This is a genomic window from Actibacterium sp. MT2.3-13A, from assembly GCF_018139985.1.
GTDB lineage: Bacteria > Pseudomonadota > Alphaproteobacteria > Rhodobacterales > Rhodobacteraceae > JAGSOU01.
Genome location: NZ_JAGSOU010000009.1, coordinates 42,371 through 66,635, shown reverse-complemented (window position 1 = coordinate 66,635; position 24,265 = coordinate 42,371). Strand labels below are relative to the sequence as shown.

General features: G+C 67.2%; 23 protein-coding genes. 15 read left to right on the top strand and 8 right to left on the bottom strand.

The window, feature by feature from the left end; all coding sequences use genetic code 11:
- Positions 1-11 precede the first annotated feature (11 nt).
- Positions 12-3,434, bottom strand: a complete 3,423-nt coding sequence (locus KCI33_RS09890; RefSeq protein WP_212524621.1) for an indolepyruvate ferredoxin oxidoreductase family protein — start codon at positions 3,432-3,434, stop codon at positions 12-14.
- A 156-nt stretch (positions 3,435-3,590) separates the two neighbouring features.
- On the opposite strand from KCI33_RS09890, the gene KCI33_RS09885 reads away from it, so the two are divergent.
- The 4 genes from KCI33_RS09885 (at position 3,591) to grxD (ending at position 7,868) form a co-directional block, all read left to right on the top strand.
- Positions 3,591-4,490, top strand: coding sequence for a LysR family transcriptional regulator (locus KCI33_RS09885; RefSeq protein ID WP_212524620.1), 900 nt, complete (start codon positions 3,591-3,593; stop codon positions 4,488-4,490).
- 487 nt (positions 4,491-4,977) lie between these two features.
- Positions 4,978-7,137 carry a phosphoribosylformylglycinamidine synthase subunit PurL gene (gene purL / locus KCI33_RS09880; RefSeq protein ID WP_212524619.1) on the top strand — a complete coding sequence of 720 codons (2,160 nt, stop codon included), beginning with the start codon at positions 4,978-4,980 and terminating at the stop codon, positions 7,135-7,137.
- 99 nt (positions 7,138-7,236) lie between these two features.
- Positions 7,237-7,479 (top strand): BolA family transcriptional regulator, encoded by a 243-nt coding sequence (locus tag KCI33_RS09875; RefSeq protein ID WP_212524618.1) that lies wholly within the window; start codon positions 7,237-7,239, stop codon positions 7,477-7,479.
- A 29-nt stretch (positions 7,480-7,508) separates the two neighbouring features.
- Positions 7,509-7,868 carry a Grx4 family monothiol glutaredoxin gene (gene grxD / locus KCI33_RS09870; protein WP_212524617.1) on the top strand — a complete coding sequence of 120 codons (360 nt, stop codon included), beginning with the start codon at positions 7,509-7,511 and terminating at the stop codon, positions 7,866-7,868.
- Positions 7,869-8,099: 231 nt separating this feature from the next.
- On the opposite strand, the gene KCI33_RS09865 is transcribed toward grxD, so the two are convergent.
- Both KCI33_RS09865 and KCI33_RS09860 read right to left on the bottom strand, forming a co-directional pair.
- Positions 8,100-8,495, bottom strand: coding sequence for a cell division protein ZapA (locus tag KCI33_RS09865; RefSeq protein WP_212524616.1), 396 nt, complete (start codon positions 8,493-8,495; stop codon positions 8,100-8,102).
- Positions 8,488-8,955: a hypothetical protein gene (locus KCI33_RS09860; RefSeq protein ID WP_212524615.1), complete on the bottom strand. Its 468-nt coding sequence runs from the start codon at positions 8,953-8,955 to the stop codon at positions 8,488-8,490. Before KCI33_RS09860 ends, KCI33_RS09865 begins: the two co-directional genes overlap by 8 nt.
- Before the next feature lie 216 nt (positions 8,956-9,171).
- On the opposite strand from KCI33_RS09860, the gene tkt reads away from it, so the two are divergent.
- Positions 9,172-11,187, top strand: a complete 2,016-nt coding sequence (gene tkt / locus KCI33_RS09855) for a transketolase (RefSeq protein WP_212524614.1) — start codon at positions 9,172-9,174, stop codon at positions 11,185-11,187.
- 39 nt (positions 11,188-11,226) lie between these two features.
- Here tkt and KCI33_RS09850 read toward each other — a convergent pair whose 3' ends face one another.
- Positions 11,227-11,649 (bottom strand): DUF2267 domain-containing protein, encoded by a 423-nt coding sequence (locus KCI33_RS09850; protein WP_212524613.1) that lies wholly within the window; start codon positions 11,647-11,649, stop codon positions 11,227-11,229.
- A gap of 157 nt (positions 11,650-11,806) precedes the next feature.
- On the opposite strand from KCI33_RS09850, the gene KCI33_RS09845 reads away from it, so the two are divergent.
- The 4 genes from KCI33_RS09845 (at position 11,807) to gap (KCI33_RS09830) (ending at position 14,799) form a co-directional block, all read left to right on the top strand.
- On the top strand, positions 11,807-12,358 hold the full coding sequence (locus tag KCI33_RS09845; protein ID WP_212524612.1) for an HPF/RaiA family ribosome-associated protein: 552 nt from the start codon (positions 11,807-11,809) through the stop codon (positions 12,356-12,358).
- A 162-nt stretch (positions 12,359-12,520) separates the two neighbouring features.
- Positions 12,521-13,525 (top strand): type I glyceraldehyde-3-phosphate dehydrogenase, encoded by a 1,005-nt coding sequence (gap, locus tag KCI33_RS09840; RefSeq protein ID WP_212524611.1) that lies wholly within the window; start codon positions 12,521-12,523, stop codon positions 13,523-13,525.
- A gap of 34 nt (positions 13,526-13,559) precedes the next feature.
- Positions 13,560-13,703: a hypothetical protein gene (locus tag KCI33_RS09835; RefSeq protein ID WP_212524610.1), complete on the top strand. Its 144-nt coding sequence runs from the start codon at positions 13,560-13,562 to the stop codon at positions 13,701-13,703.
- Positions 13,704-13,797: 94 nt separating this feature from the next.
- A complete protein-coding gene (gap, locus tag KCI33_RS09830) occupies positions 13,798-14,799 on the top strand; it encodes a type I glyceraldehyde-3-phosphate dehydrogenase (protein ID WP_212524609.1) in 1,002 nt (333 codons plus the stop codon).
- Positions 14,800-14,805: 6 nt separating this feature from the next.
- Here gap (KCI33_RS09830) and coaD read toward each other — a convergent pair whose 3' ends face one another.
- From coaD to KCI33_RS09815, 3 genes are all read right to left on the bottom strand, one after another.
- The gene (coaD, locus tag KCI33_RS09825; RefSeq protein WP_212524608.1) at positions 14,806-15,303 is read right to left on the bottom strand and encodes a pantetheine-phosphate adenylyltransferase; all 498 of its coding nucleotides are present in this window, start codon (positions 15,301-15,303) and stop codon (positions 14,806-14,808) included.
- Between the two features lie 71 nt (positions 15,304-15,374).
- Positions 15,375-15,809: a CBS domain-containing protein gene (locus KCI33_RS09820; protein ID WP_212524607.1), complete on the bottom strand. Its 435-nt coding sequence runs from the start codon at positions 15,807-15,809 to the stop codon at positions 15,375-15,377.
- Between the two features lie 78 nt (positions 15,810-15,887).
- Positions 15,888-16,781, bottom strand: coding sequence for a LysR family transcriptional regulator (locus tag KCI33_RS09815; protein ID WP_212524711.1), 894 nt, complete (start codon positions 16,779-16,781; stop codon positions 15,888-15,890).
- 107 nt (positions 16,782-16,888) lie between these two features.
- On the opposite strand from KCI33_RS09815, the gene KCI33_RS09810 reads away from it, so the two are divergent.
- Positions 16,889-18,388 carry a CoA-acylating methylmalonate-semialdehyde dehydrogenase gene (locus KCI33_RS09810; RefSeq protein ID WP_212524606.1) on the top strand — a complete coding sequence of 500 codons (1,500 nt, stop codon included), beginning with the start codon at positions 16,889-16,891 and terminating at the stop codon, positions 18,386-18,388.
- A gap of 60 nt (positions 18,389-18,448) precedes the next feature.
- On the opposite strand, the gene KCI33_RS09805 is transcribed toward KCI33_RS09810, so the two are convergent.
- Positions 18,449-18,865, bottom strand: a complete 417-nt coding sequence (locus KCI33_RS09805) for a YkgJ family cysteine cluster protein (RefSeq protein ID WP_212524605.1) — start codon at positions 18,863-18,865, stop codon at positions 18,449-18,451.
- A gap of 186 nt (positions 18,866-19,051) precedes the next feature.
- Here KCI33_RS09805 and KCI33_RS09800 point away from each other — a divergent pair, with 186 nt between their 5' ends.
- The 5 genes from KCI33_RS09800 (at position 19,052) to mmsB (ending at position 24,231) form a co-directional block, all read left to right on the top strand.
- Entirely contained in the window at positions 19,052-20,185 is a 1,134-nt protein-coding gene (locus tag KCI33_RS09800) for a carboxylate-amine ligase (protein ID WP_212524604.1), read from the top strand.
- Positions 20,186-20,474: 289 nt separating this feature from the next.
- Entirely contained in the window at positions 20,475-21,056 is a 582-nt protein-coding gene (locus KCI33_RS09795; protein WP_212524603.1) for a L,D-transpeptidase, read from the top strand.
- Between the two features lie 109 nt (positions 21,057-21,165).
- On the top strand, positions 21,166-22,311 hold the full coding sequence (locus KCI33_RS09790) for an acyl-CoA dehydrogenase family protein (protein WP_212524602.1): 1,146 nt from the start codon (positions 21,166-21,168) through the stop codon (positions 22,309-22,311).
- Position 22,312: 1 nt separating this feature from the next.
- Entirely contained in the window at positions 22,313-23,359 is a 1,047-nt protein-coding gene (locus tag KCI33_RS09785; protein ID WP_212524601.1) for an enoyl-CoA hydratase/isomerase family protein, read from the top strand.
- Positions 23,356-24,231 carry a 3-hydroxyisobutyrate dehydrogenase gene (gene mmsB / locus KCI33_RS09780; protein WP_212524600.1) on the top strand — a complete coding sequence of 292 codons (876 nt, stop codon included), beginning with the start codon at positions 23,356-23,358 and terminating at the stop codon, positions 24,229-24,231. The genes KCI33_RS09785 and mmsB overlap by 4 nt, the downstream gene beginning before the upstream one ends.
- Positions 24,232-24,265: the final 34 nt, after the last annotated feature.

Genomic DNA, 24,265 nt, shown 5'->3' with positions numbered 1-24,265 from the left:
CGGCAGCAGCGTTATTCCGCCGCCTCGGCCGCCGTGCCGCGCCCGCCCGACGAGAAGCCCGCCAGCAGCTCTTCACGCGTCTTGGCGGCCTTGCGCTCGTTCGCTTCCTTGACCGGGCCGAAACCGCGGATCTGCAAGGGCAGTTCGGCCAGGGCGATGGCGATATCGCGGGTCTCGGCCGTGACCTGGCGCAATAGGGTTTTCATATCCTTTTCATATTGCCTGATCAGCGCCCGCTCCATGCGCCGCTCGGCGCTGTAGCCGAAGGGATCGAGCGGCGTGCCCCGCAGCGCCTTCATCCGCGCCAGCAGGCCAAAGGCGCGCAGCACCCAGGGGCCGAATGCGCGCTTCTTCGGGCGCCCGTCCGGGCCCTTGCCCGACAGCATCGGCGGGGCCAGGTGGAAGGTCATCCTGAAATCGCCGCCGAATTCCTTCGCGGCCTTCGCGGCGGTCTCAAGATGCAGGCGCGCAACCTCGTATTCATCCTTGTAGGACAAGAGCTTATGATAGCCTTTTGCCACGGCTTCCTTGAGCTCGGCATCCTCGATCCCGTCCACCAGCTTGCGATAGCGGCGCGCCAGCCGCTTGCCCTGATACGCGGTCAGGTGACCCTCGCGGAAGGCGATTTTCTCCTCCGGCGACTTGGGCTTTTCCACCACGTTGGGCGTGGCGATCCGGGCGGCCTCTTGCGGATTCAGCACCGCCCAGCGGCCGATATGGAAGGCCCGCATGTTGCCCTCCACCGCCGCCTTGTTCAGCTCGATCGCCTTGAGGATCGCCTCCTCGCTGAGCGGGATCAGTCCCCGCTGCCAGGCCGCGCCGACCAGCATCATGTTGGAAAAAATCGTGTCGCCCAGCAACGCGCGGGCCAGTTCCGAGGCGTCGAACAGGTGCAGCCTGTCGCGCAGCCGCGCCTCCAGCGCCAGTTGCAGCCGGTCGGAGGGGATGCGGAACTCCGTGTCGCGCGTGAAGTCGCCGGTGATGATCTCGTGGCTGTTGACCACCGCGCCGGTGCGGCCCGTGGTCATCAGGCCCAGCGTCTTGGCCCCGGCGGTGACCACCAGGTCGCCGCCGATCACCGTGTCCGCCTCGCCCGTCGCAACCCGGATCGCATTTATATCCGAAGGCTTTTCCGCCAGCCGGCAATGGATGTGCACGGCGCCGCCCTTCTGGGCGAGGCCCGCCATCTCCATCATGCCCGCGCCCTTGCCGTCGAGATGCGCGGCCATGGCCAGCACCGCGCCCACGGTCACGACGCCGGTGCCGCCGACCCCGGTGATCACCACGTTATGGGTGCCGTCGATCTTTGGCACTTCAGGAGCCGGCAGGTGGCCGATATCCAGTTCCGCCGTCGCCTCCTTGCGGATCTTCGCGCCCTCCAGCGTGACGAAGGAGGGGCAGAAGCCCTTGAGACAGCTGAAATCCTTGTTGCAGCTCGACTGGTCGATGGCGCGTTTGCGGCCCAGTTCAGTCTCCACCGGCACGATGGAGACGCAGTTCGACTGCACGCCGCAATCGCCGCAACCCTCGCAGACATCGGTGTTGATGAACACCCGCTTGTCGGGGTCCGGGAATTGGCCGCGCTTGCGCCGGCGACGCTTCTCGGCGGCGCAGGTCTGGATGAAAATAATGGCCGACACGCCTTTGACCTGGCGCATTTTTTCCTGAACCTGCATCAGCTCGGCGCGCTCATGCCATTCCAGCCCGGCAGGGAAGGTTTTGCGGTCGGGCGCTTCCTTTTCGTCATAGACCACGGCGATGGTCCTGACCCCCATGGCCTGCAATTCGCGGGCGATGCGGTCGGGGCTCAGGTGGCCCTCGTTCTCCTGCCCGCCGGTCATGGCCACGGCGTCGTTGTAGAGGATCTTGTAGGTGATGTTCGTGCCCGCAGCCAGCGCGGCGCGGATCGCCATCAGGCCGGAGTGGTTGTAGGTGCCGTCGCCGATGTTCTGGAAGACATGGTCGCGGGTCGAGAACGGCGCCTCGCCGATCCAGTTCGCGCCCTCGCCGCCCATATGGGTGAAGCCGCTGGTCGAGCGGTCCATCCACAGCGCCATGATGTGGCAGCCGATCCCGGCATAGGCGCGGCTGCCATCGGGCACCTTGGTCGAGCTGTTGTGCGGGCAGCCCGAGCAGAAATAGGGAATGCGCGCGGCGATATCCTCGGCGTTGTCGGCTTTCTTAGCCTCTTCAATGCGTTGCAGGCTGGCCTTCACGCGCTCGGTGCCGCGGCCCTCGTCGATCAGGATATGGCCGATCTTTTCGGCGATCATCACCGGGTCGAGCGCCATGCGGGTCGGGAACAGCTCTTCCTGGTGCATGCCGCCCGCGCCGCCCTTGTACCAGCCGTAGACACGGCGGCCGCGGCGGTCATCGAACAGCGCTTCCTTGATCTGCACCTCGATCAGCTTGCGCTTTTCCTCGACCACCACGATCAGGTCCAGCCCCTCGGCCCAGTCGTGGAAGCTGGCCATGTCCAGCGGGAAGGTCTGGCCGATCTTGTAGGTGGTGATCCCCAGCCGCTCCGCCTCCGTCGCGTCGATGCCCAGCAGATCCAGCGCGTGCACCAGGTCGAGCCAGTTCTTGCCCGCCGCGACGAAGCCGATCCGGGCGCCGGGCTTGCCCCAGACGCGTTTGTCCATCCGGTTGGCGCGCGCGAAGGCCTCCGCGGCAAAGCGCTTGTGGTCGATCATCCGCGCCTCTTGCGGGATCCAGTGATCGCCCAGGCGGATGTTCAGCCCGCCCTCGGGCATCTGGAACTCAGGCGTGACGAATTGCATCCGGTCGGGCCGGCCGTCGACGACCGAGGTCACCTCGACCGTGTCCTTCATCGTCTTCAGCCCGACCCAGACCCCGGCGAAGCGCGACAGCGCGTAGCCGTAGAGCCCGTAATCCAGGATCTCCTGCACGCCCGCGGGCGAGACGATGGGCATGTAGGCATCAACCATCGCCCAGTCGGACTGGTGGCAGACCGTGGAGGATTCGCCGGTGTGGTCGTCACCCATCGCCATCAGCACCCCGCCATGCGCCGAACTGCCCGCCATGTTGGCGTGGCGCATCACGTCGCCCGAGCGGTCCACCCCCGGCCCCTTGCCGTACCACAGCGCGAACACGCCGTCATACTTGCCCTCTCCGCGCAGTTCGGCCTGCTGGGTGCCCCAGATCGCGGTGGCGGCGAGATCCTCGTTCAGGCCCGGCTCGAAGCGGACATGCGCGGCCTCCAGGTCGGCCCTGGCGCGGCTCATCTGCTGATCGACCGCCCCCAGCGGCGAGCCGCGGTAGCCGGTGACATAGCCCGCAGTCGTCAGGCCGGCGGCGCGGTCGCGGGCCGATTGCATCAGCATCAGCCGGACCAGCGCCTGCGTCCCGTTCAACAGGACCGTCGTCTTCTCCAGGTCGTAGCGGTCATGCAACGTCACTTCCTGCCTACTCATCGCGCACCTCCCTGCAAAAAAGAGCATGGGCGGATAATAGGTCAAAATTTCTGACCTACAAAATCAATTTTCGGCAAGTTGCCGTTTGCAATAGGCCTTTGCCTGCCTGTAGGTATCTTGCGAAAACCTGCATGGCAGCTATGCGAGAATTGCAAGATGGACTGGGACAAGCTCAGAATATTCCACGCCGTGGCCGATGCCGGCAGTCTGACCCATGCCGGCGAGGTGCTGCACCTGTCGCAATCGGCCGTAAGCCGGCAGATCCGGGCGCTCGAGGATAGCCTGAACACCACTCTTTTCCACCGCCACGCGCGGGGGCTGATTCTCACCGAGCAGGGCGAATTGCTGTTCGATGCCACCTCGGCGATGGTCAAGCGGCTGGACGCCGCCGCCGCGCGCATCCGCGACAGCGAAGAGGAGGTCTTCGGCGAACTGCGCGTGACTACCACCACCGGCTTCGGCACGCTGTGGCTGGCGCCCCGCCTGACCAAGCTCTACGAGAAATACCCCGACCTGAAGATCGACCTGATGCTTGAAGAGCGCGTGCTCGACCTGCCCATGCGCGAGGCCGACGTGGCGATCCGCATGAAGGAGCCCAGCCAGGCCGACCTGATCCGCAAGCGCCTGATGAGCGTGAAGATGCGCCTCTACGCCTCGCCCGCCTACCTGGCCGAGCGTGGCACGCCCGAGCGGCTGGAGGATCTGTCCCGGCACCGGCTGATCTGCCAGAACACCAGCTCGGCCCAGGTCAGCGCCGGCGCCAAGCTGGTGCAGGAGCTGATGACCCACGACATCCCCTCGACCCTGACGGTGAACAACTACTTCGGGGTGCTTCAGGCGGTGCTGCACGACCTGGGCATCGGCGTGCTGCCCGACTACCTGACCGAGGACTTCCCCGATCTGGTCCGCGTCCTGCCCGATGTCGAGAGCAACGAGGTTCCGGTCTTCCTCGCCTATCCCGAGGAACTGCGCCAGTCGAAGCGGATCTCGGCCTTCCGGGACTTCGTGACCGAGGAAATCTTCGAGCACAGAAAGCGCATCAAAGAGGCACGCTGAGCCGCCGCGGCCCAACAAATCACCATTTTGGAATGTGAGTTATGCGTGCCACGCATGGCGGCCATGTTGCAGATGCGGCATTTTATGACTTGCACGGGCAGAGCCCGGCCCATACATGGGGCGTCGAAGAACGTAGCAAGCGCTACTTCTTCACCTCCCTGTTGGACTTTGGCCGAGCTTTGTCTCGGCCATTTTTTTTGGCCTTTTCCAATAGCATACGGGTTTTCGGCGCAGGTGGGCGGGGCGTCCCGCGCGCCTCTTGGGGCGCGGGGCGTCACCCGGCCCCGACGCCGGCCGACGCCGCCGGGCAGCGGCGACGCGCGGCGACGGTTTCCGGGCCGGAACGCGGCGCGGGCGCGGCGCGACAGCCGCGGACCGCCCGCTCTGCGCCGCTTCTGCGCCCCTGCGCCGCGCCTTTGCCTCTTTCCCCGCCAGCCCCCATGCAATATGACGCAGGCAAGACGTGGCCGAAGGGAACACAGACGCGATGCAAGAGCCCCAAATCACCGAAGAGCTGATCCAGGCCCACGGGCTGAAGCCCGAGGAATATGCCGAGATCATCCGCCTTCTGAACCGCGAGCCCACCTTCACGGAACTGGGCATCTTTTCGGCCATGTGGAACGAGCATTGTTCCTACAAGTCGTCCAAGAAATGGCTGCGCACCCTGCCCACGACGGGTCCGCAGGTCATCTGCGGCCCGGGCGAGAACGCCGGCGTGGTGGATATCGGCGACGGCCAGGCCGTGGTCTTCAAGATGGAGAGCCACAACCACCCCTCCTATATCGAGCCCTACCAGGGCGCCGCGACCGGCGTCGGCGGCATCCTGCGCGATGTCTTCACCATGGGCGCGCGCCCGATCGCGGCGATGAACTCGCTCAGCTTCGGCGCGGTGGATCACCCCAAGACCAAACAGCTGGTGCATGGCGTGGTCGAGGGCATCGGCGGCTACGGCAACTGCTTCGGCGTGCCGACCGTCGGCGGCGAGGTGCGCTTCCACCCCGCCTATAACGGCAACTGCCTGGTCAACGCCTTCGCCGCGGGTCTCGCGGACGCGGACAAGATCTTCTACTCCGCCGCCTCGGGCGTCGGCATGCCGGTGGTCTATCTCGGCGCGAAGACGGGGCGCGACGGCGTCGGCGGGGCCACCATGGCCTCGGCCGAGTTCGACGACACCATCGAGGAAAAGCGCCCCACCGTTCAGGTCGGCGACCCCTTCACCGAAAAGCGCCTGATGGAGGCCACGCTGGAGCTGATGGCCACCGGCGCGGTGATCTCGATCCAGGACATGGGCGCGGCGGGCTTGACCTGCTCGGCCGTGGAGATGGGCGACAAGGGCGATCTCGGCGTCGAGCTGCATCTCGAATGCGTGCCGCAGCGCGAAGAGAACATGACCGCCTACGAGATGATGCTGTCGGAATCCCAGGAGCGGATGCTGATGGTTCTCAAGCCCGAGAAAGAGGAAGAAGCCCGCGCGGTGTTCGAGAAATGGGATCTCGACTTCGCCATCGTCGGCCACACCATCGACGAGGACCGCTTCCTGATCAAGCACAACGGCGAGATCAAGGCCGACCTGCCGCTCAAGGCACTGTCGGGCACCGCCCCGGAATACGATCGCCCGTGGCAGGAGACCCCGGCCGCGGCCCCGATGGCCGAAGTGCCGGGGATCGACCCGATCGACGGGCTGAAGGCACTGATCGGCTCGCCCAACTACGCGGCCAAGCAGTGGGTCTATCAGCAATACGACCACATGGTCATGGCCGACACCGTGCGCGTGCCGGGGCTGGGCGCTGGCGTGGTGCGGGTGCATGGCACCGACAAGGCGCTGGCCTTCACCTCGGACGTGACGCCGCGCTATGTGCGCGCCAACCCCTACGAGGGCGGCAAGCAGGCGGTGGCCGAGGCTTACCGCAACCTCTGCGCCGTGGGCGCCAAGCCGCTGGCCACCACCGACAACCTGAACTTCGGCAACCCCGAAAAGCCCGAGATCATGGGCCAGTTCGTCGGCGCGATCAAAGGCATCGGCGCGGCCGTTGCGGCGCTGGACATGCCGATCGTGTCGGGCAACGTCTCGCTTTACAACGAGACCGACGGCCAGGGCATCCTGCCCACACCGACCATCGGCGCGGTGGGTCTGCTCGACCATCTCGACGACCTGATCGCGGGCCAGCCGCGCGACGGCCATGTCGCGCTACTGATCGGCCGGACCAGGGGCCACCTGGGCCAGTCGGCGCTGCTCTATGAGGTGTTCAACCGCGAGGACGGCGACGCGCCCGCGGTGGACCTGGAGGAGGAGCGCCGCAACGGCGAGTTCATCCGCGCCAACCGCGCCTTCATCCGGGCCTGCACCGACCTGTCCGACGGCGGCCTGGCGCTGGCCGCCTTCGAGATGGCCGAGGCGGCGGGCATCGGCGTGCATCTCGACGCGGGCGACACCCCCACCCTCTTCGGCGAGGATCAGGGCCGCTATCTGGTGGCCTGCAGCTTCGACCAGGCCGAGGCGCTGATGGTCGCGGCAGGCAAGGCCGGCGTGCAGATCGAGACCGTGGGCCGCTTCGGCGGCGACACCGTGCGTTTCGACGGCGCCGAGGCGCCGATGCAGGAACTTTCCGCGCTCTACCGCGGCGCCTTCGCCGCCGCGATCGACTGATCGCGGCGCTGCGGCTTTCCGCACGCCGGTTCTGCGCCCACGCGCCTTGCGCGGGGCGCGGGGCCGCTCTATTTCTGGGGGGAAAGCAAGGAGACAAAGATGGCCATAGAAGCCCAGGAAATCGAGGACCTCATCCGCGCGGCCTTTCCGCAGGCGAAGATCACCGTGACAGACCTCGCCGGAGACGGAAACCACTACGCCGCCGAGATCATCGACGAAAGCTTCCGCGGCCAGAACCGGGTGCAGCAGCAACGCGCCGTCTATGCCGCGCTGAAAGGCAAGATGGACGGCAAGGCGGGCGAATTGCACGCGCTGGCCCTGACCACCAAGGCGCCCGAATAACGCGCTGACCGAACCCCGAAGGATACAAAATGACCGCGCAGAAACAGATCGAAGACACCATCGCCAGCAACGATGTGGTGCTGTTCATGAAGGGCACCAAGGAAATGCCGCAATGCGGGTTTTCCAGCCGCGTGGCCGGCGTGCTGAACTACATGGGCGTCAATTACCAGGACGTGAACGTGCTGGCCGATGACGAGATCCGCCAGGGCATCAAGGATTTCTCCGACTGGCCGACCATCCCGCAGCTCTATGTGAAGGGCGAATTCGTCGGCGGCTGCGACATCATCACCGAGATGACCCTGTCGGGCGAGCTGGACCAGCTCTTCGACGCCAAGGGCGTGGCCTATGACAAGGACGCCGCCGACAAGATCCGCGAAGCCAACGCCTGAGGCGGGCTGAGACGACCGGAAAAAGGGGGCCGCGCGGCCCCCTTTTTTGTTGATCCACAGTTCGCGGCCCGAGGACCGGAAGCCCCCAGCCGCGCGCAACCGAGGGGGCGCAAGCGCCCCGGGCGTCCTTCGGATGGCAGGGTCTGCCCGTCCTGTCGGGCGGCGCGGGCGCGATGTCTGGCCGCGTGCCCGGTCGGGCGTCAGGACGGCGCGGCTGACGGATGTTTCGACTCAGCCGGCGGCCTTTTCCTCGATCGCGTCGGCCAGCGCCTCGGCCCGCGCGGCGATCTCGGCCAGTGTGTCGGTGACGCTGCCGGGGATCACCGGCACCTCGATGCGGTCGGGCTTCGGGGCGGGGCGCGACTTCAGCTCTTCGAGTTCGGCCTCCTTCTGGCCCAGCACCTCCTCGGCGTTGCGCAGCTTTTCCTCGAGCCCGGCGGTCTTGTCGGCCAGCATCAGCCCGGCCATAAGCAGCATCCGCGCCTCGGGCAGCCGCCCGATCTGGCTGACCAGCACCGAAGCCTCGTTGTCCAACAGCGCCGCGGCTGCCCGCAGGAACCGCTCTTCGCCCTCCTGGCAGGCCACCTCGAAGGCGCGCCCACCGATGGTGATCTGAACGTCAGGCATTGGCATTCTCCTCGGTCAGCGGGGTCAGCTCGGCGATGATGCCGTCAAGCTCGGCGCGGTCGCTGTCGCGCAATGCGCGCAGAGCCTCGAGTTCGGCCTCCAGCGCCGCGTTGATCAGCGCGGCATCGCCCAGGCCTTCGGCATTGGCCGCGCGCAGGGCGCGGTTCGACTCGCGCAGCATGTCGTTGACCGCGCGCAGCCGCGCCACCTCGGCCTCGGCCGCGCCGGCGCGCGCGCTCAGCGAGGCGACCTGGCCGTCCTGCTTGTCGCGGATCGCGCGCAGCCGCTCCTCCATCTGATCGTTGGCGGTTTTCTCGGCCTCCAGTGCCTCTTTCAGCCGGGCCATCTGCTCGGCGTCCGCCACCGGGGCTTCGGGCGTCCTGGACAGCGCCTCGACCCCGCGGCCCACGCGTTCCAGCGCGGCGGTGATCCGGCCCTCTAGCTCGCTCAAATCGCTCATTCTGCCTGTCCCCCGTTCTGATTGTCGTCCACCCTGCGCGCAACCTGGGGTCATGCGCGAATCAGAGCCTTTCCCCTGCCAGCTTACCTTACCCGCTGGCCAGCGGAATGGCCCGGCTTTCCCTTGACCGGCGCTTGAACTCGCGCCAGACGCTGCTATCACCGGCGCAAACATTCCTCGCGCCGCCTCCCGGCCCCAGACAAAGGATCCGCCCCCGTGGACATCCAAGCCCTCCGCTCCGCCCATCCCGAGCATTGGAACAAGGCCTGCGCGCTGCGCGTGCTGGCCATGGACGCCATCCAGGCCGCCAATTCCGGCCATTCCGGCATGCCCATGGGCATGGCCGACGTGGCCACCGTGCTGTTCGAGAAACACCTGAAATTCGATGCCGCCGCACCGCACTGGCCCGATCGCGACCGCTTCATCCTGTCGGCCGGGCACGGCTCGATGCTGCTTTACGGGCTGCTGCACCTGACCGGCTACCGGGACATGACGCTGGAGCAGATCAGGAATTTCCGCCAGCTCGGCGCGATCACCGCGGGCCATCCCGAATACGGCCACGCCACCGGCGTCGAGACCACCACCGGCCCGCTCGGCCAGGGCATCGCCAACGCGGTCGGTTTCGCGCTGGCCGAGGAGATCCAGCGCGCGCGCTACGGCAAGAGGATCGTCGATCACCACACCTATGTCATCGCCGGCGACGGCTGCCTGATGGAGGGCGTCAGCCAGGAGGCCATCGGGCTTGCCGGCAAGCATGAGCTGAACAAGCTGATCGTGCTGTGGGACAACAATGGCATCACCATCGACGGCAAGGTCGAGATCGCCGACCGCACCGACCAGCTGAAGCGGTTCGAGGCCTCGGGCTGGTCGGTCTACGCATGCGACGGTCACGACCCCGAGGATATCGACCGGGTGATCACCGCCGCCAAGGGATCGAAGACGCCGACGCTGATCGCCTGCAAGACCCATATCGGGCTGGGCTCCTCGGCGCAGGACACTGCCAAGGCGCATGGCGCGCTGACCGAAGCGCAGCTCGTCGCCGACACCAAGGCCGCCTATGGCTGGGAGCACGCCCCCTTCGAGATCCCGGCGGAGATCCGCGCCGCCTGGGCCGCGATCGGGTCGCGCGGCGGGGCCGAGCGCGCCGCCTGGGAGGAACGCCTCGCCGCCCTGCCCAAAGGCAAGCGCGCGGAATTCGAGCGCGCCTACGCGGGCGAGGCCCCGAAAAAGCTGTCGGCCACCATCAAGGCGCTGAAAAAGCAGATCTCGGACGAGGCGCCGAAGGTCGCCACCCGCAAATCCAGCGAGATGGTGCTGGAGCTGGTCAACCCGATCATGCCCGAGACCGTGGGCGGCTCCGCCGACCTCACCGGCTCTAACAACACCAAGACGGGCGATCTGGGCATCTTCAGCCCCGAGAACCGCAAGGGCCGCTACATCCATTTCGGCATCCGCGAGCACGGCATGGCCGCGGCGATGAACGGCATGGCGCTGCATGGCGGCATGCGCCCCTATGGCGGCACCTTCCTGGTGTTCACCGATTACGCCCGCCCCTCGGTGCGGCTGTCGGCGCTGATGGGCGTGCCGGTGACCTATGTCATGACCCATGACTCGATCGGCCTGGGCGAGGACGGCCCGACCCACCAGCCGGTGGAGCATCTCGCCATGCTGCGCGCCACGCCCAACATGATGGTGTTCCGTCCCGCCGACACGGTGGAGACCGCCGAGGCGTGGGAGATCGCGCTGAGCGCCAAGACCACGCCCTCGACGCTGGCGCTCAGCCGCCAGAACCTGCCCACCGTGCGGCTTGAGCACAAGACCCGGAACCTCACCGCCCAGGGCGCCTACGTCCTGGCCGAGGCGACCGGCAAGCGGCAGGCGATCCTGCTGGCCACCGGCTCCGAGGTCGAAATCGCCCTGAAGGCGCGCGATCTGCTGCAGGCCGCGGGCATCGGCACCCGCGTCGTCTCCATGCCCTGCTGGGAGCTTTTCGCCCAGCAGGAGGAAAGCTACCGCAAGCGCGTGCTGCCGGCGGGCCCGGTGCGCGTGGCCGTCGAGGCCGGCGTGCGGCTGGGCTGGGACCAGTGGCTGCTGGGCGAGCGCGGGCGCGAGGCCAAGGCGGGCTTCGTCGGCATGACCGGATTCGGCGCCTCGGCCCCGGCCGAGGAGCTCTACAGCCATTTCGGCATCACCGCCGAGGCGGTGGCCGACAAGGTGAAATCGCTGCTGTAATGCCGGCGGGGGGCCGCGCCGCCCGCGCGGCCCCCCGGCTCAGAACAGCTCGCGGATGTCGTCGGTGAAGGCGGTCTCGACGTCCTCCATCTCGCCCTCCGAGACATGCGCGCGCAGCACCGCCATCACCGCCGCGATGGCCTCCGGCGCGTCGCCCATCGGGTCGGGCTCGAAATCGCGCTGCACCGCATCGATGAAGGCCGCGCGGGTGCGCATCCTCACCGGCGTCTTCGACGGGTTCCAGCCCTCGAAATAGATCCCGCGGATCAGCACCGGCAACTGCGCGGCCAGCTGCGCGGCCTCGTCCACGTTCAGGTGGTCGCGGATCGCGTGCAGCACCGCCCGCAGCAGGCGGTAGGCGCGTTGCTTGTTCTCCCACCCCGTGCCGTCGTTCACCGCGTTGACCCATTCGTTCGCGGCCTGCACGGCATCGTCGATGATCTTCAGTCCCAAGGCGCTCATGACGCGTTCCTCCCCGTTGTCCTCGGCGCATGAGGCCACGGAACGGCGCGCCGCGCCTTGACCTGCATCAGACCCCGCGCCCACCTTGACGCAGATCATGGATTCCGACCGCCCGAACGGCGAGCCTTGCAGGGATGACACCTGAGGAGGGCTTACCATGGAAACAGACCCGCAGATCACCTTCCGCGGCCTCGATAGATCGCCCGCGATCGAGGACATTATTCGCGAGAAGATCGACAAGCTTGAGCGATTCTACGATCGCATAACCTCCTGCAGGGTGACGGTCGAGAAGACCACCCAGCGCGGGCACAAGGGGCATCTCTTCCACGTCGCGGTCGAGCTGGAGGTGCCCGGCGGCGTGATCATCGCCAACCGCAAGCCTGGCGACATCAACGCCCACGAAGAGCTCAACGTCGCCGTACGCGACAGTTTCAATGCCGCGCAGCGCCAGCTCGAGGATCACGTCCGCAAATCGGGCGGCGTCCATGTGAAGGATCATCCGGAGAAACGTTATGGCACCGTGGTGCGGCTGTTTCCCGACGAGGGTTACGGCTTTGCCAAAATGTCCGACGGCTCCGAGGTCTATTTTCAGCGCGACAGCGTGGTGCGCGACGACTGGGAGAAGCTGGACATCCTCTCCGAGCTGGAATTCAGCCTGATGGACGGCGAAAAGGGCCCCTTCGCGGTGAATGTCTCGGTGCGGGCGTGACGCGCTGTCCGGTCGCGCCGGGATGTTCGCGCTAACGGCACATATTTTGCGCTAACATGTTGGCGGAAAGGGTTTTTCGCCCTTTCCGCCGCGGATGTGCGTGGGTATAGGCAAGGCGAGTTCAAAAATCTCTTTCCACCCCAACATCCCTGGAGAGCGCGCATGACCATCACTCTTGGCATCAACGGTATGGGCCGGATCGGCCGCTGCACCCTGTCCCACATCGCGGAAGCCGCGCGCGAGGATGTCAAGGTGGTCAAGATCAACGCCACCGGCCCGATCGAGACCAATGCCCACCTGCTGCGCTACGATTCGATCCACGGCCGTTTCGGCGGCGAGATCACAGTCGATGGCGACATGATGGATGTCGGCCAGGGCCCGATGAAGGTGTTCTCCACCTACGACCCGACCGAGCTGGACTGGACGGGCTGCGACGTCGTGCTGGAATGCACCGGCCAGTTCAACGACCGCGCCAAGGCCGCCGTCCACCTCGAACACGGCGCCAAGCGCGTGCTGGTCTCGGCCCCGGCCAAGAACGCCGACAAGACCGTCGTCTTCGGCGTGAACGACCATGAACTCGCCGCCGCCCACATGGTGGTCTCGAACGGCTCCTGCACCACAAACTGCCTGGCGCCGGTGGCCAAGGTGCTGAACGACGCGATCGGCATCGAATCGGGCATCATGACCACGATCCACGCCTATACCGGTGACCAGTATACGCTGGACCGCCGGCACAAGGATCTCTACCGCGCCCGCGCCGCGGCGATGTCGATGATCCCGACCTCGACCGGCGCCGCCAAGGCGCTGAAAGAGGTGCTGCCGGAGCTTGAGGGCAAGCTCGACGGTTCGGCCATGCGGGTGCCCACGCCGAATGTTTCGGCGGTGGACCTGACCTTCCTCGCCTCCCGGGACGTGACCGTGGAGGACGTGAACGAGATCGTGCGCGAGGCCGCCGCCGGCCCGATGGGCCGCGTGCTGGGCTACGATCCCGAGCCCAAGGTCTCGGTCGATTTCAACCACACCACGCAATCCTCGATCTTCGCGCCCGACCAGACTAAGGTGATCGGCGGCCGCATGGTGCGGGTGCTGGCTTGGTATGACAACGAGTGGGGCTTCTCCTGCCGGATGGCCGACGTGGCCGCAGCGATGGGGCGCCTCCTGAACTGAGGAGACGGGGGCCCCCGTGCCCCCACGCCATAGCATGAGTGACAAGGTCGCCCTATTCCTGGCCCTGGTGATCGTCGCGGCGCTGGGCGCGGATTATGTCTTCGCCGATCTCAGCAATTCGCTCTTCCTGGCGCGGAAACTCTCCGACCTGCGCGTTTATATCGCCTTCTGGCGCTGAAAACCGGTGTTGACTCTGCGCCGCGCTGGCGCAGGTTGCAGCGAAACCGCGCGCGCGGCAGCAACCATCCGAGTGTCGAAGGAGAGTCCCGGCCATGTCTGTCAAACTCGCCATCAATGGCTTCGGCCGCATCGGGCGCAACGTCCTGCGCGCCCTGGTCGAGCAGGACCGCCGCGATCTCGAGGTCGTGGCGATCAACGATCTCGGCCCGGTCGAAAGCCTCGCGCATCTGCTGCGTCACGATTCGGTGCATGGCCGCTTTCCCGGCACGGTGACCACCGGCGCCGACAGCCTCGATGTCGGCCGCGGCCGGATCGCGGTCACCGCGCAGCGCGACCCGTCGCGCCTGCCCTGGGGCGATGTCGATATCGTGCTCGAATGCACCGGCCTGTTCACCAGCCGCGAAAAGGCCGCCGTGCATCTCGCGAACGGCGCCCGGCGGGTGCTGGTTTCGGCCCCGGCCGAGGGCGCGGACAGGACCGTCGTCTATGGCGTGAATCACGACCGGCTGACGGCCGCGGACCTTGTGGTCTCCAACGCGTCCTGCACCACCAACTGCCTGGTGCCGGTGGTCAAGGTGCTGAACGACGCGATCGGGATCGCGCGCGCCTTCATGACCACGGTGCATTCCTACACCGGCGACCAGCCGACGCTGGACGCGCTGCACAGCGATCTCTATCGCGGGCGCGCCGCGGCGTTGTCGATGGTGCCGACCTCGACCGGCGCCACCCGGGCCCTGACGGTGGTGCTGCCCGAGATGAAGGGCCGCATCGACGGGGTGGCGGTGCGGGTGCCCACGCCCAATGTCTCGCTGGTCGACCTGACGTTCGACGCCCCGCGCCCGACAACCGCCGAGGAGATCAACGACGCGATCCGCGCCGCCGCCGCCGGGCCGCTGAAGGGGATCCTCGGCGTGACCGAGGAGAAGCTGGTCTCGGTCGACCTGACCCACGAGCCGCACAGCTCGGTCTTTGCGACCGACCAGACCCGGGTGACCGACGGCACGCTGTGCCGGATCCTCACCTGGTATGACAATGAATGGGCCTTCTCCTGCCGGATGCTGGACACCGCGGCGGCCATGGCGAGGTTCCTGTAGGCGCCCTCAGCAGCGGGCGAACTTGCCCAGCAGCGCCTCGTTGACCTCGGGGGTGACGAAGCGCGACACGTCCCCGCCCAGCCGGGCGATTTCCTTGACCAGCTTCGAGGCGATCGCCTGGCGCCGCGCGTCGGCCATCAGGAACACCGTCTCGATCGAATCGTCGAGCGCCCGGTTCATGCCGACCATCTGGAACTCGTATTCGAAATCGGCCACCGCGCGCAGGCCGCGGATGATCACCTTGGCCCCGACCTCATGGGCGCAGTCGATCAGCAGGTTCTCGAACGGATGCACCACGATCTCGGTGCCGCTGCGCGCCGCCAGCTTGGCGCATTCGGCCTCGACCATCGCCACGCGCTCTTCCAGCGTGAACAGCGGGCCCTTGTCGCGGTTGATCGCAACGCCGATGACCAGCCGGTCGACCAGCGCCGTGGCGCGGGTGATGATATCGACATGGCCCAGCGTCAGCGGGTCAAAGGTGCCGGGATACAGACCGATGCGCATGCGCGTCCCCTTCCATTATGTCTGGCGGCACGCAACAATATTGCGCGCTGCTTTGCAAGGGGAATGCGGGGCTAATGCCCCATGATCATGCCTTCGAGGGCATCCTTTTCCATCGCCAGTTCCGACAGCCGCGCCTTGACCACGTCGCCGATCGAGATCAGCCCGACCATCGTCTCGCCCTCCATCACCGGCAGGTGGCGGAACCGGCCTTCGGTCATTCTCTGCAGGATTTCGTCGGCGCCGTCGGTCATCGCGCAGACCGAGACCTCGCGGGTCATGATGTCCTCGACGGGGCTGGCCAGGCAGACGGTGCCGCGGCGGGCCACCTCGCGCACGATGTCGCGCTCTGACAGGATGCCGGCCACGCTGCGGCCGTCTGGCGACACCACGACCGAGCCGATCCGCCGCGCCGACAACAGCGCGGCCGCCTCGGAAACGATGGCGCCGGGCTGGATGGTGACGACCCCGTCATCGGCCTTGGACTTGAGAATCTGGTGAACACGCATGGCTGCCCTCCCTCGGCTGTGCTTTCAGCGTCACCCGGAGTGCGACATTTTGTCAAGTTCGGTGCGCGCTGGCCGGCCTCAGGTCAGCGCCTCCAGCCGCGCCACCTCGGCGCGCAGCCCGTCGCACAGCGCCTGGGAAAAGCGGTTCAGCCGCTCCACCTTGCGGTCGTCGCCGTGCCGGATCAGGTAGAAGCTGCGGGTCAGCGACAGCGCGTCCGCCAGCACCTTGCGCAGGCCCGGCGCGGCGGGAATGGCGAAGTCGTGGACGATCCCCACGCCGGTCCCCTGCCGGATCCAGTTGAACTGAACCGAAACCGAGTTGGAGGCGAAATCCGCCCGCTCCGCCCCGATCTCGGAGAGATAGTCCAGTTCCTTGTCGAAGATCATGTCGGGGATGTAGCCGATCAGCCGGTGCGCCTTCAGATCGGCGAGGCTTGCGATCGGCGGACTCCGACGCAGGTAGCTGTCGGCGGCGGCCAGATGCAGGTGGTAATCGGTGATCTTCTGAACCGTCAGCCGTGTCCCGGTCGAGGGCGGGCTGACCGCGATCGCCATGTCGGCCTCGCGCTTGGTCAGGTTGAACACCCTCGGCAGCGCCACGATCTGCACCTCCAGCCCGGGATGGGCGTCGCAGATCGCCGCGCAGACCTGCGGCAGCAGGTAGTTGGCGCAGCCGTCCGGCGCCCCGATACGGACCGTCCCCGAGAGCTGCCCCGCCTGCCCCTGGGTTTCCTCCAGCGCCAGCGCGATGGATTGTTCGGCCTGCTCGGCGCGGGCCAGAAGGCGCTCGCCCTCGGCGGTCAGCGCGTAGCCCTGCGGCGATTTCGCGAACAGCGTGACCCCCAGCGCCTCCTCCAGCCGCTGCACGCGGCGGCCGACGGTGGCCGGATCGTTCTTCAACACCCGCCCCGCGCCCGAAAGGCTCTCCTCGCGCGCCACGGCAAGGAAAACCCGCATGTCGTCCCAGTTCAGATCCATCCCGGCACCAGAAATTCCGCAAAACCCTTTTGAGAAACTGGCCCTTTTGCCCGGAAAAATGCAAGGCTATTCTCCGCGCGAACGCAGTACGGGAGGATCCGATGCAAGAGCTTACCCATTACGTCAACGGCGAGAAGGTCGCGGGCACGTCCGGCCGCTTTGCCGATGTCTTCAACCCCGCCACCGGCGAGGTGCAGGCCAAGGTGCCGCTGGCCTCGAAGGACGAGATCGACGCGATCATCGCCAAGGCCGCCGAGGCGCAGCCGGCATGGGCCGCCACCAACCCGCAGCGCCGCGCCCGCGTCATGATGCGCTTCGCCGACCTGATCAACCAGAACATGGACCAGCTGGCCGAGCTGGTCAGCCGCGAACACGGCAAGACCCTGCCCGACGCCCGCGGCGACGTGCAGCGCGGCCTCGAAGTGGTCGAGGTCTGCATGGGCGCGCCGCACATGCTGAAGGGCGAGTTCATGGACAGCGGCGGCCCCGGCATCGACCTCTACTCGATGCGCCAGCCGCTGGGCGTGGTGGCCGGCATCACGCCGTTCAACTTCCCCGCCATGATCCCGCTGTGGAAAATGGCCCCGGCGCTGGTGTCGGGCAACGCCATGATCCTGAAACCGTCCGAGCGCTGCCCCTCGACCTCGATCATGCTGGCCGAACTGCTGAAAGAGGCCGGCCTGCCCGACGGGCTGCTGCAGGTCGTCAACGGCGACAAGGAAGCGGTGGACGCGATCCTCGACAATGAGACCATCCAGGCCGTGGGCTTCGTCGGCTCGACCCCGATCGCGCAGTACATCTATGGCCGCGCCGCCACCAACGGCAAGCGCGCCCAGTGCTTCGGCGGCGCCAAGAACCACATGATCATCATGCCCGACGCCGACCTCGATAAGGCCGCCGACGCGCTGGTGGGCGCAGGCTACGGCGCCGCCGGCGAGCGCTGCATGGCGATCTCGGTCGCGGTTCCGGTCGGCGAGGAAACCGCAGACAAGCTGATCGAGAAGCTCGTGCCGCGCATCGAGAAGCTCAAGGTCGGCCCCTACACCGCCGGCGAGGACGTGGATTACGGCCCCGTCATCACCGCCGCCGCAAAGGCCCGCATCGAAGGGCTGATCGACAGCGGCGTCGAGCAGGGCGCCAAGCTGGTCCTCGACGGCCGCGGCTTCCAGATGCAGGGCTACGAGAACGGCTTCTTCGTGGGCCCGAGCCTGTTCGACAACGTCACCCCGGACATGGAGATCTACAAGGAAGAGATCTTTGGCCCGGTGCTGTCGACGGTCCGCGCCAAGAGCTATGACGAGGCGCTTAACCTCATCATGAAGAACCAGTACGGCAACGGCACCTCGATCTACACCGCCGATGGCGACACCGCGCGCGACTTCGCCTCGAAGGTGAATGTCGGCATGGTCGGCATCAACTTCCCGATCCCGGTGCCGCTGTCCTACTTCACCTTCGGCGGCTGGAAGAAGTCGGCCTTCGGCGACCTCAACCAGTACGGTCCCGATGCCTTCCGCTTCTACACCAAGACCAAGACGGTCACCGCGCGCTGGTTCTCGGGGATCAAGGAAGGCGGCGAATTCGCCTTCAAGCAGATGGACTGATCCTCAGCCCGCAGGAACAGGAAAGCCCCGGCCGCCGCGCCGGGGCTTTCTCGTTTTCGCTCAGGCCTCGGGCCGCCACCGCCCCGGCGCCGGGTCGAGGATATGGGCCGGGGGCAGCTCCGGCGCCTCGATCGCCGCCGCGGCGGCGGGCGCGACGGGCAGCGATCCGCGCCGCATCGCCTCGGCCAGCGCGCCGCGATGCTGGCGCGCCTTGAGGCATTCGAAGCTGCCGGCGCGGAAGGCGCGGCAGGCGGTGGGGCGCTCGGCGTAGATTCCGCAGACCAGCCGCTCCTCCTCCGTGCGGATCAGTTGCGCGCAATGCCCGCCCGACATCCTCATGTAGCGCCGCCCCTCGATCTCCTGGGTGGCGGCGGCCGGAACGGCGCGCGCCGCGTCCTCGGGCAGCAGCACGATATAGCGGTCGTGCCCGCCGAAACAGCAGGCCCCGCACGCCGTGCAGTCCAAAGTCTCTGTCATCTTCTTTGTCCAGAAAGCCGCCGCCCGGCCCCGGCACGATGCCTCCGGTCACGGCGCTGCGGCGCATCTAGAGCGCGCGGGGCGCCGCGGCAAGAGGCGTTTTCGCGGGGCGATGGCGCGCGCCCCGCTTGCCGTGGCCGCGCCGCTCTGCTTTGCTTGGCGCGACAAGGCGGGGACGGCGCGGCGATGCCCATCACGGAGAACAACTTCACCCTCGGGATCGAAGAGGAATACCTGCTCGTCGATCTCGAAAGCTGCGACCTGGCCGAGGCCCCGCCGAAGCTGATGGAGGAGGCCGGCGCCGCGCTGGAGGGCCAGTTCAGCGCCGAGTTCCTGCAATGCCAGGTCGAGATCGGCACCCGCGTCTGCCGCGACATCGCCGAGGCGCGCGAGGACCTCAGGCACCTGCGCGCGACCGTCTCCCGCATCGCGCGCCGTCATGGGCTGGCGCCGATCGCCGCCTCCTGCCACCCGTTCGGCAGGTGGAAGGCGCAGCATCACACCGACAAGGAGCGCTACAACGCGCTCTACCGGGATCTCGCCGGCGTCGCCCGGCGGATGCTGATCTGCGGGATGCATGTCCATGTCGGCATCGCCGATCCCGACCTGCGGATCGACCTGATGAACCAGCTCGGTTATTTCCTGCCGCATCTGCTGGCGCTCTCCACCTCATCGCCGTTCTGGCAGGGCGAGGATACGGGGCTCAGTTCGTTCCGGCTGACGGTGTTCGGAAACCTGCCCCGCACCGGGCTGCCGCCGCGCTTCGCCAGTTGGGGCGAATACGAGCGCTCGGTCGGGGTGCTGGTCGATCTCGGCCTGATCGAGGACGCCACCAAGATCTGGTGGGACCTGCGCCCCTCGGCCCGGTTCCCGACCCTCGAAACGCGGATCTGCGATGTCTCGCCGCGGCTGGAGGACGCGCTGTCGCTGGCCGCGCTGACGCAATGCCTGATACGGATGCTCTATCGCCTGTCGCGCCAGAACCAGCGCTGGCGGCTGCACGACAATTTCCTGATCGCCGAGAACCGCTGGCGGGCGGAGCGTTACGGCCTGACCGAGGGGTTGATCGATTTCGGCAGGCGCGAGATCCGCCCCGTGGCCGATCTGCTGGAGGAGATGCTGGAGCTGATCGCCGAAGATGCCGCGGCGCTGGGATGCGCGGCCGAGGTCGCGGCCGCGCGCGACATCGTGAGGACCGGCACCTCGGCCGAGCGCCAGCGCGCCGCGTTCCGGTCGGCCCGCGCCGCAGGGCAGAGCCGCAAGGAAGCGCAGCGCGCCATGGTGCGGCAACTGATCGAGGAATTCCACGAGGGGCTGTGACGCTGGCCTCCCGGATGCCGGGCGGACGTGGCGGCCCCTTGCGCGGGGCGGCGCCCGACCCTGGGCGGGCACGAATGGCGGCCTGCCGGGAGGCGGGTCCGGCGCTGCCCTCTGTGCCGAATTTCAGGGCATGACAGCCTCCAAACCGGCCATCCGTCGGCGCCAACGCCCGTTCCGACCACACATTTCCGTGTATTCCGTTTTTGTGATCTGTCCCCCTCTGGCCGCATGGCCGAGGCTGTGGGATGGTCCCGGCATCGAGCATCCAATGACTTGGAGGACAGTGTTCATGTCACGCCACATTCCCTCGCGCCGCGCCGTGCTGACCGGCCTCGCCGCGGCCCTCGCCACCCCGTCGATCCTGCGCGCCGAGACGCGCGAACCGCTGATCCGCGGCGACGAGGGCGTGCGCCGCAACGCCTCGAGCTTCATCATCCAGCGCTGGGAGGACCATTTCGAAACGCTGGGCAAGGCCGCCATCGTGGCCGACACCACCTCGCGCGCACTGCATTTCTGGAGCGGCGACGGGTCCGACTACCGCCTCTACCCGACCTCGGTGCCGATGAGCGAGGACCTCACCCGCCGCGGCTATACCGAGATCGTGCGCAAGCGCGTGGGCCCCGACTGGCATGCGACGCAGGACATGATCAAACGCGATCCCGACATCCCGCGCTACATGCCGCCGGGGCCGGGCAACCCGCTGGGCACGCATGCCATGTATCTCAGCTGGCCGGCCTACCTGATCCACGGCACCCATGACACGCGCAAGATCGGGCGGCGGTCATCGTCGGGCTGCATCGGGCTCTACAACAGCAAGATCGCGGAGCTGTTCGAGATCGCCCCGATCGGCACGCAGGTGCGGCTGATCTGACCTGCACCTCCCTTGCCGCGGAACACGATTTTCTAGGGTTGCAAAACTGCTGCAACAATCGGAAATTAAATAAACACGTGTTCAATTCACGCGGCAAGGGAGGAGCCCCATGGATTTCGCTTTGACCGAAGAGCAGGAGGCCATCTTCGACATGGCCCGCGCCTTTGGCGCCGAGCACATCGCGCCCAACGCCCGGAAATGGGAGGCAGAGGGCACCATCCCCAAGGAACTGTGGCCGCAGTTGGCCGAACTCGGCTTCGGCGGGCTCTATGTCAGCGAAGACTCGGGCGGCTCCGGTTTGAGCCGCCTCGACGCCACCTTCGTCTTCGAGGCGCTGAGCATGGCCTGCCCCTCGGTCGCCGCCTTCCTGTCGATCCACAACATGTGCGCCGCGATGATCGACAAGTTCGGCAGCGATGACCAGAAGGCGCGCTACCTCGCCCCCGCGATCACCATGGAGAAGTTCTTCTCCTACTGCCTGACCGAGCCGGGCTCGGGCTCGGACGCGGCGGCGCTGAAGACCAGGGCCGTGAAGACCAACGCGGGCTACACGCTGGACGGCAGCAAGGCGTTCATCTCGGGCGGCGGCTATTCTGACGCCTATATCGTGATGGCGCGCACCGGCGACGACAGCCCGCGCGGCATCTCGGCGCTGATCGTCGATGACGGGGCCGAGGGGCTGTCGTTCGGCGGGCTGGAACAGAAGATGGGCTGGAAAAGCCAGCCCACCCGCCAGGTGCAGTTCGACGCCTGCAAGGTGGAGGCCGAAAACCTGCTGGGCGAGGAAGGCAAGGGCTTCAAATACGCAATGGCCGGGCTCGACGGCGGGCGGCTGAACATCTCGGCCTGCTCTCTCGGCGCCGCGCAGGCCGCGCTGAACGCCACGCTCGACTACATGGGCGAGCGCAAGGCCTTCGGCAAGAGTATCGACCAGTTCCAGGCGCTGCAATTCCGCCTCGCCGACATGGAGATCGAGTTGCAGGCCGCCCGCACCTTCCTGCGCCAGGCGGCGTGGAAACTCGACAACCAGGCCCCCGACGCCACCAAGTTCTGCGCCATGGCCAAGAAATTCGTGACCGAGGCCGGCAGCCGCGTGGTCGATCAGTGCCTGCAGCTGCATGGCGGCTACGGCTACCTCGCCGATTATGGTATCGAGAAGCTGGTGCGCGACCTGCGCGTGCACCAGATCCTCGAAGGCACGAACGAGATCATGCGCGTGATCGTGGCGCGGCAAATGCTGGCGGAACGGGGCTGACATGGGCGATATCGACATCCGCATCGAGGGCCGGATCGGGCGCATCACCCTGACCCGGCCCAAGGCGCTGAACGCGCTGAGCTACGCCATGTGCCTGGAGATCGAGAAGGCGCTGGACGCCTGGGCCACGGACGACGCGGTGAGGATGATCCTGCTCGACGCCGAGGGCGAGCGCGCCTTCTGCGCCGGCGGCGACATCCAGGAGATGTACGAGACCGGCACCGCGGGCGATTTCAACTACGGCCGCAGGTTCTGGCGCGACGAATACCGCATGAACGCCAAGATGTTCGCCTTTCCGAAACCCGTGGCGAGCCTGATGCAGGGCTTCACCATGGGCGGCGGGGTGGGCATCGCCTGCCACGGCTCGCACCGGGTGGTGGGCGAGACCAGCCAGATCGCCATGCCCGAGTGCGGCATCGGGCTGGTGCCCGACGTGGGCGGCTCGCTGATCCTGTCGCGCGCGCCGGGACGGCTGGGCGAATACCTGGGCACCACCGGCGCCCGCATGGGGCCGCGCGACGCGATCCTGGCGGGATTCGCCGATTATTTCGTGCCCCAGGAGAAATGGCCCGCGCTGACCGCCGAGTTGGTGCAAACCGGCGACTGGGAGGCCATCGACCGCGCCGCCGAAGACGCCCCCGAGGGCCGTCTCAACGCGCTGCAGGAGGCGATCAACACCCATTTCGGCGGCGAGAACCTCGGCGACATCCTGCGTTCGCTGAAGGCGGACGACAGCGAATTCGCCACCCGGACGCTGGAGATCCTGGGCCGCAACTCGCCGCTGTCGATGGCCTGCACGGTGGAGATGATTCACCGCCTGCGCGGCACCGACGACATCCGCCGCGCGCTGGAGCTGGAATACCGCTTCACCCACCGCGCGATGGAGCAGGCGGATTTCCTGGAAGGGGTCCGCGCCGCCATCATCGACAAGGACCGCAACCCGAAATGGCAGCACGCGCCCCTGGAGGACGTGGCCGCGATCGAGGTCACGCGGATGCTGCTGCCCCTGGGCGCCGACGCCCTGAAGCTTGAGGAGGAACAGGCATGAAAATCGGATTCATCGGGCTGGGAAACATGGGCGCGCCGATGGCGGCCAACCTGGTCAAGGCCGGGCATGAGGTAACGGGGTTCGACCTCGCCGCGCCCATGCCCGAGGGCGTCACCAGGGCCGGCAGCGCCGCCGAGGCCGCCAAGGGTCAGGACGTGGTCATCACCATGCTGCCCAACGGCGCGATCCTGCGCGCGGTGGCCGAGGAGGTGATCCCGGTCATGGAGAAGGGCGCCGTGCTCTGCGATTGCTCGACCGTGGACGTGGACAGCGCCCGCGCGGTGGCGGAACAGGCCGGGGCCGCGGGGCTGGGCGCGCTGGACGCCCCCGTTTCGGGCGGCGTGGGCGGTGCGGCCGCCGGCACGCTGACCTTCATGGTGGGCGGCGGCGACGCGGCCTTCGCCACGGTCAAGCCGCTGTTCGACATCATGGGGCAGAAGGCGGTGCATTGCGGCGCCTCCGGCGCCGGCCAGGCCGCCAAGATCTGCAACAACATGATCCTGGGCGTGACCATGATCGCCACCTGCGAGGCCTTCGCGCTGGCCGACAAGCTGGGTCTCGACCGGGGCAAGATGTTCGACGTGGTTTCCACCTCGTCCGGTCAGAGCTGGTCGATGAACACCTATTGCCCGGCGCCGGGCGTGGGGCCGACCAGCCCCGCCGACAACGATTACAAGCCCGGCTTCGCCGCCGAACTGATGCTCAAGGACCTGCGCCTGAGCCAGCAGGCGGCCGAGGCGGTGGATGCCGACACGCCGATGGGCCAGCGCGCCGCCGCGCTCTACGAGACCTTCGTCGAGAGGGAGGACGGCAGGGGCCGCGACTTCAGCGCCATGCTGCCGCGGTTTGAGAAACGCGGACGCGAAAACTGACAGGTGCGATCTCCGTTTCCGGGTATATAGTCGG

Coding starts and splice junctions, on each gene's coding strand:
- KCI33_RS09890 (WP_212524621.1), bottom strand. CDS start 3,434: ATGAGTAGGCAGGAAGTGACGTTGCATGACCGCTACGACCTGGAGAAG.
- KCI33_RS09885 (WP_212524620.1), top strand. CDS start 3,591: ATGGACTGGGACAAGCTCAGAATATTCCACGCCGTGGCCGATGCCGGC.
- purL (WP_212524619.1), top strand. CDS start 4,978: ATGCAAGAGCCCCAAATCACCGAAGAGCTGATCCAGGCCCACGGGCTG.
- KCI33_RS09875 (WP_212524618.1), top strand. CDS start 7,237: ATGGCCATAGAAGCCCAGGAAATCGAGGACCTCATCCGCGCGGCCTTT.
- grxD (WP_212524617.1), top strand. CDS start 7,509: ATGACCGCGCAGAAACAGATCGAAGACACCATCGCCAGCAACGATGTG.
- KCI33_RS09865 (WP_212524616.1), bottom strand. CDS start 8,495: ATGCCTGACGTTCAGATCACCATCGGTGGGCGCGCCTTCGAGGTGGCC.
- KCI33_RS09860 (WP_212524615.1), bottom strand. CDS start 8,955: ATGAGCGATTTGAGCGAGCTAGAGGGCCGGATCACCGCCGCGCTGGAA.
- KCI33_RS09850 (WP_212524613.1), bottom strand. CDS start 11,649: ATGAGCGCCTTGGGACTGAAGATCATCGACGATGCCGTGCAGGCCGCG.
- KCI33_RS09845 (WP_212524612.1), top strand. CDS start 11,807: ATGGAAACAGACCCGCAGATCACCTTCCGCGGCCTCGATAGATCGCCC.
- gap (WP_212524611.1), top strand. CDS start 12,521: ATGACCATCACTCTTGGCATCAACGGTATGGGCCGGATCGGCCGCTGC.
- KCI33_RS09835 (WP_212524610.1), top strand. CDS start 13,560: ATGAGTGACAAGGTCGCCCTATTCCTGGCCCTGGTGATCGTCGCGGCG.
- gap (WP_212524609.1), top strand. CDS start 13,798: ATGTCTGTCAAACTCGCCATCAATGGCTTCGGCCGCATCGGGCGCAAC.
- coaD (WP_212524608.1), bottom strand. CDS start 15,303: ATGCGCATCGGTCTGTATCCCGGCACCTTTGACCCGCTGACGCTGGGC.
- KCI33_RS09820 (WP_212524607.1), bottom strand. CDS start 15,809: ATGCGTGTTCACCAGATTCTCAAGTCCAAGGCCGATGACGGGGTCGTC.
- KCI33_RS09810 (WP_212524606.1), top strand. CDS start 16,889: ATGCAAGAGCTTACCCATTACGTCAACGGCGAGAAGGTCGCGGGCACG.
- KCI33_RS09805 (WP_212524605.1), bottom strand. CDS start 18,865: ATGACAGAGACTTTGGACTGCACGGCGTGCGGGGCCTGCTGTTTCGGC.
- KCI33_RS09800 (WP_212524604.1), top strand. CDS start 19,052: ATGCCCATCACGGAGAACAACTTCACCCTCGGGATCGAAGAGGAATAC.
- KCI33_RS09795 (WP_212524603.1), top strand. CDS start 20,475: ATGTCACGCCACATTCCCTCGCGCCGCGCCGTGCTGACCGGCCTCGCC.
- KCI33_RS09790 (WP_212524602.1), top strand. CDS start 21,166: ATGGATTTCGCTTTGACCGAAGAGCAGGAGGCCATCTTCGACATGGCC.
- KCI33_RS09785 (WP_212524601.1), top strand. CDS start 22,313: ATGGGCGATATCGACATCCGCATCGAGGGCCGGATCGGGCGCATCACC.
- mmsB (WP_212524600.1), top strand. CDS start 23,356: ATGAAAATCGGATTCATCGGGCTGGGAAACATGGGCGCGCCGATGGCG.